At 48.4% G+C, this 13,232-nt stretch carries 15 protein-coding genes and 1 pseudogene; 13 read left to right on the forward strand and 3 right to left on the reverse strand.

Annotated features, from left to right (window positions below; translation table 11 throughout):
• Positions 1-23: 23 nt before the first annotated feature.
• The 9 genes from KY494_RS22615 (at position 24) to KY494_RS22655 (ending at position 7,802) form a co-directional block, all read left to right on the forward strand.
• Entirely contained in the window at positions 24-359 is a 336-nt protein-coding gene (locus KY494_RS22615) for a hypothetical protein (protein WP_070346270.1), read from the forward strand.
• Positions 360-554: 195 nt separating this feature from the next.
• Positions 555-641: a tail virion protein G7P-2 gene (locus KY494_RS30195; protein ID WP_219891698.1), complete on the forward strand. Its 87-nt coding sequence runs from the start codon at positions 555-557 to the stop codon at positions 639-641.
• A gap of 297 nt (positions 642-938) precedes the next feature.
• Positions 939-1,154 carry a major coat protein gene (locus KY494_RS22625; RefSeq protein WP_070346272.1) on the forward strand — a complete coding sequence of 72 codons (216 nt, stop codon included), beginning with the start codon at positions 939-941 and terminating at the stop codon, positions 1,152-1,154.
• Between the two features lie 67 nt (positions 1,155-1,221).
• The gene (locus tag KY494_RS22630; protein WP_219888314.1) at positions 1,222-2,751 is read left to right on the forward strand and encodes a hypothetical protein; all 1,530 of its coding nucleotides are present in this window, start codon (positions 1,222-1,224) and stop codon (positions 2,749-2,751) included.
• Positions 2,752-2,753: 2 nt separating this feature from the next.
• Positions 2,754-3,185, forward strand: coding sequence for a hypothetical protein (locus KY494_RS22635; RefSeq protein WP_219888315.1), 432 nt, complete (start codon positions 2,754-2,756; stop codon positions 3,183-3,185).
• Positions 3,186-3,194: 9 nt separating this feature from the next.
• Positions 3,195-3,497 (forward strand): hypothetical protein, encoded by a 303-nt coding sequence (locus tag KY494_RS22640; protein WP_070346274.1) that lies wholly within the window; start codon positions 3,195-3,197, stop codon positions 3,495-3,497.
• A 1-nt stretch (position 3,498) separates the two neighbouring features.
• On the forward strand, positions 3,499-4,653 hold the full coding sequence (locus tag KY494_RS22645; protein ID WP_219888316.1) for a zonular occludens toxin domain-containing protein: 1,155 nt from the start codon (positions 3,499-3,501) through the stop codon (positions 4,651-4,653).
• Entirely contained in the window at positions 4,650-5,942 is a 1,293-nt protein-coding gene (locus KY494_RS22650) for a type II secretion system protein GspD (protein WP_219888317.1), read from the forward strand. Before KY494_RS22645 ends, KY494_RS22650 begins: the two co-directional genes overlap by 4 nt.
• A 582-nt stretch (positions 5,943-6,524) precedes the next feature.
• A complete protein-coding gene (locus KY494_RS22655) occupies positions 6,525-7,802 on the forward strand; it encodes a hypothetical protein (protein WP_219888318.1) in 1,278 nt (425 codons plus the stop codon).
• A gap of 76 nt (positions 7,803-7,878) precedes the next feature.
• Here the strand turns inward: KY494_RS22655 and KY494_RS22660 are convergent.
• A pseudogene (locus KY494_RS22660) lies at positions 7,879-8,085 on the reverse strand (integrase core domain-containing protein); the annotation flags it as partial.
• Between the two features lie 49 nt (positions 8,086-8,134).
• Between KY494_RS22660 and KY494_RS22665 the strand changes: the two are divergent.
• Both KY494_RS22665 and KY494_RS22670 read left to right on the forward strand, forming a co-directional pair.
• Positions 8,135-9,193 (forward strand): hypothetical protein, encoded by a 1,059-nt coding sequence (locus tag KY494_RS22665; protein WP_219888319.1) that lies wholly within the window; start codon positions 8,135-8,137, stop codon positions 9,191-9,193.
• 28 nt (positions 9,194-9,221) lie between these two features.
• Positions 9,222-10,379, forward strand: coding sequence for a DUF3800 domain-containing protein (locus KY494_RS22670; RefSeq protein ID WP_219888320.1), 1,158 nt, complete (start codon positions 9,222-9,224; stop codon positions 10,377-10,379).
• An 802-nt stretch (positions 10,380-11,181) separates the two neighbouring features.
• Here the strand turns inward: KY494_RS22670 and KY494_RS22675 are convergent.
• Together KY494_RS22675 and KY494_RS22680 are read right to left on the reverse strand one after the other, a co-directional pair.
• Positions 11,182-11,850, reverse strand: a complete 669-nt coding sequence (locus tag KY494_RS22675) for a recombinase family protein (protein WP_219888321.1) — start codon at positions 11,848-11,850, stop codon at positions 11,182-11,184.
• 93 nt (positions 11,851-11,943) lie between these two features.
• The gene (locus KY494_RS22680) at positions 11,944-12,183 is read right to left on the reverse strand and encodes a helix-turn-helix transcriptional regulator (RefSeq protein WP_308836393.1); all 240 of its coding nucleotides are present in this window, start codon (positions 12,181-12,183) and stop codon (positions 11,944-11,946) included.
• A 156-nt stretch (positions 12,184-12,339) separates the two neighbouring features.
• On the opposite strand from KY494_RS22680, the gene KY494_RS22685 reads away from it, so the two are divergent.
• Both KY494_RS22685 and KY494_RS22690 read left to right on the forward strand, forming a co-directional pair.
• Positions 12,340-12,582, forward strand: coding sequence for a hypothetical protein (locus KY494_RS22685; protein ID WP_219888322.1), 243 nt, complete (start codon positions 12,340-12,342; stop codon positions 12,580-12,582).
• 148 nt (positions 12,583-12,730) lie between these two features.
• On the forward strand, positions 12,731-13,213 hold the full coding sequence (locus KY494_RS22690) for a hypothetical protein (protein ID WP_219888323.1): 483 nt from the start codon (positions 12,731-12,733) through the stop codon (positions 13,211-13,213).
• Positions 13,214-13,232 lie beyond the last annotated feature (19 nt).

Genomic DNA, 13,232 nt, shown 5'->3' on the forward strand with positions numbered 1-13,232 from the left:
TCAAAAAATATCTAGGATAAAACATGAAATTTAGCTCAACACTCAAAGTAACTGGCATGAAGTTCAGCAAGGGCACCATGGAGAACGGCCAGTCTTACGACAGCACCAAAGTGTATGTCGAGACGGCGCTGGACAACAGCAAGGACTCTGCCATGGGAACTGCTTGCGCAGAGTATGGCTTGGGCAAAGCAGACGAGTACCAGAAATACAAGCACCTCGCCGATGCGTTTCCTTTCATGGCATCGGCCGAAATGGAAATCGTCACGAACGGCAAGCTCCAAAAAACTGTAATTCACTCGCTGCGCCCGCTTGAGGCAGCCAAGGCTGCTACGCCGGGTGCCAAGCATGCTAGCGCATGAGGCGGCGGTTAAGTTCGTAGTCCAGGACAAGGAATCAGGATGCTTTTTGCTTCCTATCCATGGCGACGTTGGATTTACTCGATGGCTTCACGAAGCCGGAAAATTTGATGGGTACGACGAAGCTTGCGATACCGCCTCCGTGAACTGCCACGAAGGATATTTTGTGTCACAGGTTCTATGCATTGAGGTGTGTAAATGGATTCAGTAACGCCAGAAATACTGATCAGCATCTCTGTCGTGGTGCTCTTTGCACTCGGATGGATTGCAGGGGGCCAAAGGTGATTGCTTTGATTAAGTCTCTCGGACCGGTGCTGTTTCTGACTGGACTATTTGTGGTCGTCGTCTATCTCATCAAGTACATCATCCATCGCATTGTGGATCATAAATGAGCATCTATCAGGTAATTGGCTACTGTCTCACCGCTTTCGGACTTGGCTATGCAGGCGGCGCTATTCGGCGCATTGCTCGCCAGGCCATTGAGGCTCTGGAATAGGTAAGTGTTCACGCAAAAAATTTTGCAGTACTCCCCGGCATTGCCAAACCGGGGTTTCATCAATGGCATTTTTCAGAAAGATACACATGAAAGCAATTATCAAAAAAGCCTTGGTCGCTACCTCTGCAATGGCGGCTACCGGTGCAGCCTTCGCCGCTGGTGACCCAGGCGTTGACGCCATCACTGCGCTGTCTACCCAAGCGCAAACCTACATCACTGCTGCGTTTGCCGTCGCCGTGTTGGTGGCTGGCGGCTTCTGGGGCATCAAGATGATGAAGAAAGCTTTCAGTAAAGCTGGTTAACCCCTTTCCGCGTTTCACCTACGGCCAGCGTTTAACGACTCTGGCCGTTTTTCATGGACCCCATTTTATGAAGTCTATTACGAGAATTATCGCTGTCACTCTTGTTTCTGCCGCACTCGTGATCATTCCTATGCGGTCTCAGGCTATTGTTCCAGTTATTGCCGCTTGGCTACTTGAATTGACTGGTGGCTCTATCCTGATCGGCGACCTGGTTGCAGGGCAGACAGGTATCATTAGTGCGATCTTATGGTGGGATTGTAATAAGTTTGCCTTGAGTGCGCCTTGTACTAGTAAGACGCCTATTGCTTCTACACAGCAGCCGAAGCCTGCTATTACGGTCAGCCTCAAGCCTGATACCAAGAGAGAGAATCCTAATCCGAAAAAGTTTAACGATCCCGCACGTGGAAAGCGTGATGTAACCCCAAAGGAGGAGCTTCCCGCAGATGGTATCGGTCCACCCCCTGTACCGTCTGGTCCGCTCAGTGTGGGAGTATATGAGCAAAGTCCACTGAGTACACAAGGTGGACCAACATCAGATGATACGTTTCAGATGACCTATGATCAGTCGGCAGCTCGTGGTGGCGCGCTTGTGGCGGGTGTGATTATTGTTAAACAGCCAGGGCATCCTGATCGTGCGTTTCCTTTCGTTGCAGAGGCAGTGACATGCGTACTTCCTTTAACTGGTGATACCCGTGAAGAGGTTGCCGCGTGCAGCAACCAACAAAGTCAGGCGCGTGCACATGTAATGGCCTATGGTAACTCACAGCGTTACTACTATGAGAGGTCGGGGCTCTCTCCTAAAGTAGATGGTGTTTCGCGCTATACATATATGGTGATCTTTTATGACCAAGCTAAGGATGTGACGATTAATTGTGATCCCGGATACGCATTAAGTGGAGCCAGTATCGCAGGCGAACGGCGATGCGTACTTACAAACGCAGCCTTAGTTAAAAAGCCCACTGACACCACGTGCGAAGTGCTGTTTGATGCCGATACAAAGTTGTTTATGACGGATAGGGCTAATCCTTCCTGTGACGGTATTACTGATGCAGCAAAACTCACATTGTCGTCCAAAGATGGCTCTAAAACGGTCGAAGTCGGCATGAACGCTGGTAATGGTTTCGACATTGGCATTACCAAGCAGGACGGCAGTAAAACTGGCCTAGATACCGGTGTTTATGATCCGGGTTCTGGCGGTTATGTGATTGTTCACGTCAATATTACACCGCCTCCGAATTCTGATAGTGGAATGGGCTGTGGTGGTCCAGGTCAAGGACTTTGCAACGTTCAAGAGGGCGGGGACAATCCGACGTGGATCAAGTCGAACGACACCAGTTCGACCAACCGGACAGCGGACACAGGTATGAAGGGAAAGATTGATTCTATCAGTTCAGGTCAGTTTGACTGGTCGTTCATTCCTTCCATCCCCACAGCATCTTGCAAGAATCCATCTCTTAAAAGTCCTATCGGTAACGTTACCGTGAACATGGACATTTGCACGTGGTTCGGCCGCCTTAGCTTTTTTATTAACGCTGTTCTGAGTGTTTTTTGTATCTATGGTTCTGTCAATCAGATTCAATCTGCCATTCGGGACTGACCATGAAACGATCTCTTTCCTTTCTGCTGGTAATGGGGGCGGTGTGCTCCGCTCTTCCAGCACCTGCATCTGCGCAGACCGCCAGCACGGCATGCGGTGGCTCCTCGCAACCGCGATGCCAAATTACTGCCCCTGTCGATCAGGCTACTACTGATTTGACACGGTACTACACAGATAGCATCAGCAGTAAAAACACCTCCTCGCAGTCGCTAATTAATGTCGTATCGGACCGCTTCAATTGGTCGTTCATACCGAAAATTCCGACCACCGCTTGCGTCAATCCCATGATCGACAGCCCTAATGGTTCCGGGGCAGTGATGATGGATGTCTGCTCGCCGCTTGCTACCTTCCAGACGTTCATTAATGGCGTCCTGGCTTTCTTCTGTCTGCTGGGCTGTGTCCAGCAAATTCGGGCCGCACTGGCCGTCAACTAGGAGTACATCATGTGGGCAACTCTCATTGGTTATCTTGGCTTCGAGAACACCGCCAAAGTTGGCATGCGCGTTTGGGCTGTCACCACGCTCACAGCCATGGTCGCTGCTTTGTGGGCAGCGGGCCAGGTCTGCGCAAACGTTGTTTGTGGTCCCGTCATTCAGAGCATCAGCCAGTCGCATCCTAACTTTGCTGTGGGCCTGTCCCTGGCGTTTAATCCAGTCACATACACACTCGCCAGTGTGTATTGCAGCGTGTGGGCCGCCTGCGCCCTGTACACGTATAAGAAGACCATCCTGGATAAGCTGGTCTGATATGGCCGTCTACGCTATTACCGGTAAGCTCGGCTCCGGCAAGGGTAAGGGCGCGATGAAGCTCCTACGTGACTATTTGCGCTCAGGTAAGCGGGTTGCCACAAATTGCGATGTATTCCTTGAGCACATGATGCCAGGTCAGTCCTGTGCCACTGTTATAAGGATGCCCGACAAGCCGGATGTGGCCGATCTGTACGCTATTGGTTCCGGCAACCGTTTCATTGAGTTTGAGCCTATTGTCAAATCGTGTGACAAAGTCTTCGAGTACGTTCCACCATCACCCAAGCTGCTGGTTGGTTTCGATGAGTCGCACAACGGTGCCTTATTTCTTGATGAGTGCGCGTCCTGGTTGAACACTCGTGACTTTCAGGAAAAGGGCCGCAAGTCTATTCTGGAATGGTGTATTCACGCCCGTAAGTACGGTTGGGATGTCTACTTTATTTGCCAGAATATTGACCAGATCGACAAACAATTGCGTCAGTCGTTATTTGAGTACGTCGTGCGTATGAGTCGCCTTGATCGTATGAAAATCCCTTTCGTTTCGGCAGGTGTCCAACTACTCACAGCCGGTTATAGCAATGGGTCTATGCCGCGCTTGCACATTGGTGTTGTGCGTCTGGGTAGTTCTCCTGACGGCATCGTCGCTGACCGTTGGCACTTCCGCGGCGACGACCTCAATAACGTCTACAACACCACGCAGGTGTTCAGTGATAGCTACCCGCATGGCATTCATTCTGTGCTGTCGAGCTGGCACTTGCAGGCCAGTGTCGGGATGCGCGAGGGATTTGTTGGTCCCGTTCGTATCCCCCATGACTACGATCTACTATCACCCCGCCCATCACCACCGAAGCCACCACACAAACATATGACCAAGTTCCTTGCATTTTCCCTACTGTTGGGCCTTGCGCTCGGTGCGTCAGTTTCGCATTACGTCGGTCCACTATTTTTTGCTCCTATAAAGGCGGTGCCTGATGCTTCGCAACCTGTCAAATACTCCGAAGCCGTAACCGGCAAGGGATATTTCTCGAACGCTGGCTCAGTCAGCGTCGTCCTCTCCGATGGTCGCTTGGTATCGCCACTTAGGTTCAAGAGCGGCCCCGCCGGCTGGGAAGCCGAGATTTCTGAGGGCCTGTGGGTGAAGGGTGGAGCGCAATGAAAATACTTGTCGCTATTTTGGTATTAGTCCCGGCTTTCGCCTTTGGTAAAGCGGAGCCGGTTTCTTTGAGTTTCAATGCTGTGTCGATTGTCCAGTTCGGGCAGGCCATGTTCAAAGGCATGATGAAGCGAGATTTCGTTGTAGCTCCGGACGTGGTGAGTCTTGATCGGAGGATTACCATAGACGTGAAGTCGATCAGCAGCGATGATCTTCCGCGCTTTGTGGAGGATTTGCTTGCTCGCGAAGGCATTCAGACGACAGTACGGGATGGTGTGTACTATCTGACGCTTAACCGGCTGGGAGCTTTGACTGCTCAGTCTGATGTCGCTGGTCAGGCATCATCAGTAGTACCTCCAATCGGCTCTGTTCCGAGTGCCAATAGTCAGCAAATCGTGCCTGCAGATAGTGATGGCCATGCACTATTAGAAGGCGCTGGCTTTCAAAGTCGTAAGGATGACGATGAGACTGAACTGTTCACACCGAAGCATCGGACCAGCGAATTTGTGGCCACCGTGGTCGCCGCTGGCTTCGGCCCCAAAGCGGCAACTGTTGCTGGCGAACTGGTTGTGCTGACGGGCTCTAAGGCTGCTATTTCCAAGATGCTTTCGCTATGCCGCAGTCTCGACACGCATGCAAAGATGGTCGACGTCTCAGCGTCTTGGATTGAGGTCACTAACAGTAGTGGCACTGGGCGTGGTATTTCATTGGCGGCTTCTTTCCTCGGTGCCAAGCTTGGAGCCTCGCTCGGCACAATCACTTCGGGTTCTGCCATCAGCCTGAAGAACACCCGCTTTGAATTGGTCATCGATGCGTTGAACAGCGACGCCCGTTTCAAACAGGTTACAAACAGTCGCCTTATCGGATACGACCGGACGAAGCTGAAATTGACAGTGGGCGACAAGACGGCCACCGTATCCAGCAGTGGCAACGACAATGCCGGAAATCGGGTTCAAAATATCGTGTACACCCCTTCTGGAGTCATCATCGACGCCTTGCCTCGTGTACTAGGCGGAGGAGAGATTAGCCTAGACGTGGATGCGCAGATCAGCAGTTTCAAGGCCAATACGAACGGGCTTATCGGATCTCCTACATTGATCCTGCGTCAATTGACGACCACCGTAGGTCTCAAGGATGGTGATGTAATGTTGCTGGGTGGTTTGCAGGATATGCAGTCGTCCGAGTCCAAGTCCGGGTTGGGTTTCCTACCTGCTTCGTGGTCCGCTATATCAGGAACTAAACAGCAGACCGATCTTGTGCTTGTGGTATCTGCTAAAGTACTAGTCGACTAGCTGTAAAGCTAAGCTCACTAAATTTTCTGATTGTTACGAGATGTTCGCAGATTCTTTAGCGCGCTAAAGTGACTCAATCATGACTTGAACGTTTTGGCTAAGAAGCTTGGGTTGTCTTGGGTGATCTTGGAGCATTGGTCAACGCAGTAACATTTAAGTCCATCAGCACAGAGGCCGCCGTTTCCGCGTTGTCTATTGATTTCAGATTCAAGACCGTTAGCAAGTCTACCCGGCCCATCGCTTCGTGCTGGCCTGCTAAAGCTTTAGCGCGCTAAAGTAGTTCTATGTCATGGATGATATGCCCACAGCTTTGAGGGATATCAGACGTATTGCTTCGTGCTTTTACCCTTGTTTTGCCATTGCGTTTGTTGTGTTCCATGGGGCTACCGTTAAACTAGCTATCGGTATCGAAGCTGGTTCGTGCTTTTACCCTGTTTCCGACTTTCAGCTGGCTGCTACTGAGTTTGCGGCACTAAACGGAATAAAAATTACCTTAGAGTGATATTGGTATTGTTACTATGTTACTAGACTTTGAAAACTGATTAGGTATGAGATGGGTATTTCAAAAGGAAGGCTAGGGTTATGAGTTGGAAGTTTTGGCGGAAGAAAGAGTCTGCGTTAGCAGCGGAACAACAGGAGCAAGTAGAGTGGCCAGTTGACAGCTTCGATGCGGTGAAGATGCTCGCCGCATTATTTGTTGGTCAAGATCTTCCACCATTTGCTCTCTGGCGTGCAGACGATGCTCAGTTGACCGTCGACACTGAACAGATAGCTGAAACTGGTAGTAGGGGCTTGGTCTTGGCATTGTGGTTCTGGCAGTTCGCGGGAACTCATGGAGACATCGCGGCTCGAATGGCGCGAGATGCTTTCTGTCTTCTGTTAGGAAATCTCAGTGAGGAGGACAAGAATGGCGAGCACGCCGAATGGTTGCTTGCCATCGTAGATGATGCCAAGCAAAGCTTTGAGCAACTGCCTGCGGAGAAGCGCGCCTTTGAGGTCTCAGGTGAAAAAATCGATTTGTCATTCCAGTGGTATCTAGCGCTCGCGTTTCTGATGCACATCAAGGACTCACCGTTCTATGGCAAGGATATTGTTGGCGACGCCGACTTGAACGTGGCGCTATGCTTGGCACATGCGACGGAACAAGCGCAGCTCATTTGGGAGCCGATGCTCGCTAACATTGGACCGTTCAACCCAAGCAGCTTTCATTCTTGGAAGTGGGCAGCGGAGCCTGGAGCATTCGAGCGGCACCTGCAGCGAAGATATGCTAACCCGCTGTTTCTCGAAGAGCGGCGGCAAGTGTCGGCTGCGGACGTTTACTACGCTAGAGTTAAAGACGCTCAAGTTCTTGCCGACGTACGCCGGAGGCTATCTGCCACTTTTGAGGAAATGAAGGAAGGCAATCTGCCAGCTGACTGGCATCCGTACCTTAATGACATGCGAGAGCAGCTGGATGAGTTGTACGAAGATCTTCAGCGTGCTGGTGGGAATAACGAGATCGAATATGCGTGGCGAGAACTGCGTGGACACGTCATCGAAACCTGGCGCGCTGCCATCGACAATACTGACACATTAGATAGTGCAGAGGCATTGGTCCGTGAGAAGTGGGAGGGGATGACGCAATGGTCATACCAAATATCTGGCTCTGTAGCGATCATTCCGCCTGAGGAGGTTGTATGCTCTCTCCTGTCCGAACCGGTGGAAGACATTGTAAAGTCGGTCGAGCTTCTGGGGCCTGGCGACGAGGCTTTGAAAGGTATACGGGCAGAGGCGCTGCGCCTTGTGATGCATGCACTAGCAGCAGGCCACGATGTGCCGCTGCATCGAAAAAAACTTGCTGCGCTAGGCGTGGCCATCTAGTTCTCTGCACTTAGTCGGCGATACTTAACTGATAGCACACCTTCGCTCTATCTAGCAAAGCGTTGTGGTGTTGTGGTCAACCCATCCGGGACACTATGTTAATTTTTTCTTCGGTGACGGCCGGTGCCAATCCCTTATTGAACTGATGTGGCCGTATCCAGTTATACCGATGCATCAGGTAGTGGCTGATGTCCCGTTGTGCTTCCTGTGCCGTCATGTAACCAGTTGACGGCAGCCATTCAGTTTTGAAGCTGCGGAGCAGCCGTTCCATTGGGGAGTTATCCGCTATGATGTAATGGGTTGCAACTATTTCACTGACCATCAAGGATCAAATGTTGATTACAAAAATGCCTGGGTATTCAAAGCCCACAATCGCAATCTATCCGTTCATGTGGCATCAGCTTGTCGGTGTATGGATTATGTGGGCGTACAAATTTCAACCTGATGGAACCCTGAAATGGATGCGACATTATGTTGAAGATGAAAATGGAACTGCTAAAGCCGAACGGTATATGAATTTTGCAGAAGCTAATGCTGATGCAAAAAAATTTAATCAATCTATTCGCGATAGAGTCTATGCCCTTGATGTAAGCGAAGAACAAAAGGTTTCCATTTCTCTAAAAGCCGAGAAGGCCATTACGGCTGAGGAAAGGCTTGCATCAGAAGAGCAGTTGATGCTCAATGAATCTATCAAGAGAACTGTTGATTTTCCAAAACCAAAAAGAGAAAGCTTGATCTTGCCAAAAGAGGGTGAGGACTACAGAGACGATCTTTACCAATGCCTAACTGAGTCGCCTAAAATCGAGTTCGCCAGGCTTGCAAGTCATCGTATTACATTGAGGCGCAAGGGCGATTTGGATTGGTCCACTGTGTTCTATACAAACGAAAAGACAGGCCAACTTTGTTTCCGCGAACGAATTGCAAGCGGGTTTGATTTATCGGGTAAGGCACATTGGGGCGAGACTAAAGCTCAGATTAGAGCATTGCTTTTGCCCCGTGCCAATCAGCTACTGCAACTTACAAGTGTTCAAAGGATGTTGGATGAGGCACTGGCAAAGGGGCAGCATGTCATTGTTGTCGGTAGCTTTGTGTTCTGGTATGAAGAGGGCAAAGACGTTGGTTGGACGGTCAAAAGTATCGGTGGTGCATCTAAGAGTAAGGATGGCGATACTATTTGGAAAGAGGGTAAGATTGTCTCTAAGAATCACGGACGCATTGTTGTTCTGCCATACATCAAAGAAAACGGCGAGCTCGTGCAAGGACATACAAAGAATTCTTCAAAGGATGGCAAAGCAAAGCCTCGGCATCCTGACTATTACTTAGAGTTGCCTTTTGAAGTGCTTGACGGTGATCTTATGATCGGCTTGTTTGGCGAGCTTCCTTACGAATAACTAAAAATAATTAAAGAGATATTTTGAAATGGCACAGAACATTTACTTTGATGAATCGGGTTTCACAGGGAACAACCTGCTGAATGAAAAACAAAACTACTTTGCTTATGCGTCAGTGGCAACCAATCCTGATGAGGCAAAAGAGGTTGTTGAACGGATTATGAAACAATATCGTGTGCAAGGCGGTGAGCTGAAAGGCAAGTACCTTGTCAGACGCCACCAAGGCAAGCTTGCAATCGACGACATCCTTACGCATTTTGAAGGTAGGGTAAAAATATCAATTTCAGACAAAAAGTATGCTTTGGCAGGAAAATTTTTTGAGTATATTTTTGAACCGTCCCTTTCGGAAATTAGCACATTGTTTTATGGCATCAACTTTCATTTGTTCATAGCCAATATCTTGTATGTTGAGTTTATTGCTCGTGGGGCTGGTGCCGAAGATATTTTCAATGAGTTTGAAGCACTCATGCGTGAAATGGATGAGGAAAAGCTTGCAAGTCTTTTTTCCTCGTCTATGTGCCGTGGTGATTCTCCAATACTCACTCAAATCCGTGAGTTTGCCATTCATCAAATCGATGACATTAGGGCCGAACTTGATAGCTTGAGAGGTGGGGTTACAGGTAAGTGGATACTTGACTTAACAGGCAGTGCGTTGGGTAGTCTTTTGGCTCATTGGGGGCTTATGCATGATGAGATTACAGCAATCTGTGATGAGTCAAAGCCATTGATGGAAAAGAACGATTTCTTTGACGGCATGATAGGTAGGAAAGGGGAGACTATCTTTGTTGATAGTCCTACCGGCAAACAGCCTCTTACTTTCAACCTGTCGGGTCCTATCCAGTTTGCGAGTTCTGCGGTTGAGCATGGAATTCAGATTGCCGACACTCTTGCTGCTGCTGCTGTGTTTGCTGTTACTAATCCTGATGACCCTATGGCGCAGAAGTGGTGTGCCATGCTGCCTGAGATTGGTAGCTACGGCAGTGTCATCCCTGACTTTGACCACTTGGACCTGAATGGTATGGCTGCAAAGCTCAATGCCCTGGTGCTGATGGAGTTGCATTCAAGGGCGACAAAGAAACAAAATCTACTTGTGGAAATGCCTGAATATGTTCAGTTTATGGCTCATGCTCTAAGGAGAGAGGCAATTGGGTTGGGGCCGAGAATGTTTAAAAAAGCAATGCCGTAGTCATCGCTGTGCGTAGTGAAAAGCTCTTGTTGGGACTTTTTTCATTAGTAGATGTCGGGTATGCAATTGCTTGTCTCGTTGGCTTGACGGATAGCAAGGATACCAATGCCAGCGAGGGACCTTCGTTTCTGCCTTCGTTCATGTGGTCGAAATCCTCGGATAGGTCGGGCGTCGAAATCCTTTTGATTTTGCAGGTAACTAGACTTTGAGCTGCTAAAACTTTAGCGCGCTAAAGTAATCACGAGCCGTAGGGGCTGTCAGTTGGCTTAGATGCCTGGGTTTGGTCGTCATTGCCGCCACTGATTCGCATAGATAGGTGCCTCGCTTCGTGCTTTTACCCTTGTGAGCTCCTGTTGGCAGTTGGGGAGCCATTGCCATAAGCGTTCCGTTTCCTGGTAGACCTAGTTGTGAAAGCATAAAAGGTGGAGGAAAGCGCCTCGGCGGGCCGGTATTTTGCTTTAGCGGCCTGATCCCCGTATAGGGGATCACTTTCAGCATCATGGCGCACCTCAAGTGCGCCATTCGTAACATAAATTAGTATGTCCAGTTTTTGTCCATAATATTGGCGTTTAAAGGCGGTAGTTGACGGGGCTGTTGGATGTAACCATCTGATTTGAAAGCTAATGACGGTTAGTGATTACTTGCTGGACGCACTCATAATCCGTTGGTGCCGTGTTCGACTCACGGGAGGCCCACCAGAATTTAGCAGTAAAATCAAAGAGTTATCCGCTTCGGCTGGTGACTCTTTTTTCTTTTCTGCACTCAATTTTTTTTCAAGTAAGCGATAAGTAAGCAGATTCGATTATTTTTCTGTGGATGCTTTGAGCAAGCGGCTTACCGTTGATTGGTGCCATGTACCGTTCAGCGCAGTACGGAAACCCATTTCGTTTAGCTTGACGGCTATGGTTGCCATAGACATATCAGGTGTGCGGATATTGTTGATGATTGGAAGCATCTTGGCGGTGAAATCGGCCGCTTTGGAGGCGTTACGGGCTTGTCCCTTGGCTTGGGCTTCGCTTAGGTTGGTGCGATTGCCTAGCAGTGCGCCTTGGCTCTTGAGGGCCGCTAAGGCGGCTTTGGTGCGGGAGCCGATAAGCCGACGTTCTTTCTCACTCAAGGCCGCATAAAGGTGCAAAACGAAGGGGTCTGTATCGATGCCAAGTTCTGCAACGATGAACGGAATGCCGCGCGACATAAGCCCGGATATGAATGACACGTCACGGCTTAGACGGTCAAGCTTTGCAACAATGACGGGGCATTTTAAGGTCTTTGCTTTGGCAAGGGCGCTGCGCAGTCCGTCGCGTTCATCAAGGCCAAGTTTGCCGCTGGCGACTTCTGAAATTTCCTCAATGATTGTGAATCCTTCGGCTGTTGCGAACTTGTGAACAGCTTCGGATTGTGCCAAGAGACCAAGACCTGATTTTCCTTGCTCGGCTGTGCTGCAACGAGTATACAAAATGGCTGGCTTCATGGCTGGTTCCTTGATTGCGGAGTCTCTATGCATCCATTATATGACCGTTTAGTGGTTGCATACAATGGGTATTTCATGTGACACAGTGAACAATCAAGGGTGCAACATTTCCCATAACTCCATACTAACCGCCTCCGCAAGCCGTTCCATGTTGTCAACTGAGATGTTTCGTTCTCCTCTTTCAACTTGGCCGATGTATGTGCGATGAAGCCCGGCCTTCTCTGCGAGGACTTCTTGAGAAAGCTTCAAACTTTCACGAGCGCGGCGAAGTGCTAGACCAAAGCGGACTCTGGCTGGTGGGTGCTCGGTAGGATGGGGAGTGATGTTCTGCACAAACAGAACATTGCGGATTTGATGACTATAGGTCTACAGAGTTTGAGTAGCTATGCTAAAATCGAAAATTATTAACTTGTTATCAAATGGCGAATTTGGTAGTGTAGATGAGAAGTTTTTCGGCATTGCAATTAATGTGAGCTAAAAGGAGAGATTATGTCTTTAAATGAATACAGCACAAGAGATCTGGACAGTGTTTTGGTAATGGATGATGAGACCGGAGAGGAAATTGTTCTGACTCACTATCTTCTTTTATGGGATACATTGCCGATTGATGTAGGACATATTGTTCATCATAAAAAAGAAATTTTCAAAAGTCCTAATGGTGATTCTGCGATCCTTACGGAAGAAGGGAAATTCAAAGTGGGCAGTTCAGGCAAGGTTTTTACTCGGAAATAATTAGGTGATCCACTGATTTTGTGTTTACCTATATTTATAAATTATGTGTTGATCTGGGAAGATGAAAATTTTTTCCGTATGCTCGGCTGTTAATTAACTGAAGTTTGCATCTACTGAATTTATTCATGCAAACAATAATATTGAAAAAATGAAAACACTAAATATATTTTTTGTTATAGGAATGGCGATTTTTATTGCAGGATGCAACGACATTCGTGAAAAACTTCATATGTTGCCAAACCAGGATGAGCAAGAATGCCTCAATAGCGAGAGATTAAATTTTAAAGACCCGGACGTGCTCTTTGTTGCTAACCTTGGTAGTCGAGGACTAGAAACTAAAGTGGATCAATATTGGGTGCGATACAAAGCAAAAAATTCATATGGTGCGTATCTTCAAGGCAATATGCTGTGTATGAAAAAAAATGAAAAATGGGTGAGAGATACATCATCTGAATTTTTATTGGAGTTGAAGTTGGAGGGTAACCTTCTTCAAAAACTTAATGATAAATTAAGAAGCGATCCTGTATTTTCAAAAAGCTATTTTAAGTCTGGCTTAAAACCCGATGAACAAGGAAAGCAAGCTAAAGAGTTGCTATTCGAATCGCCTGATAATTTGGATAAATATTTTTAATCTAAGAAAAAATGGTTAT

Source organism: Janthinobacterium sp. PAMC25594 (assembly GCF_019443505.1).
GTDB lineage: Bacteria > Pseudomonadota > Gammaproteobacteria > Burkholderiales > Burkholderiaceae_D > Janthinobacterium.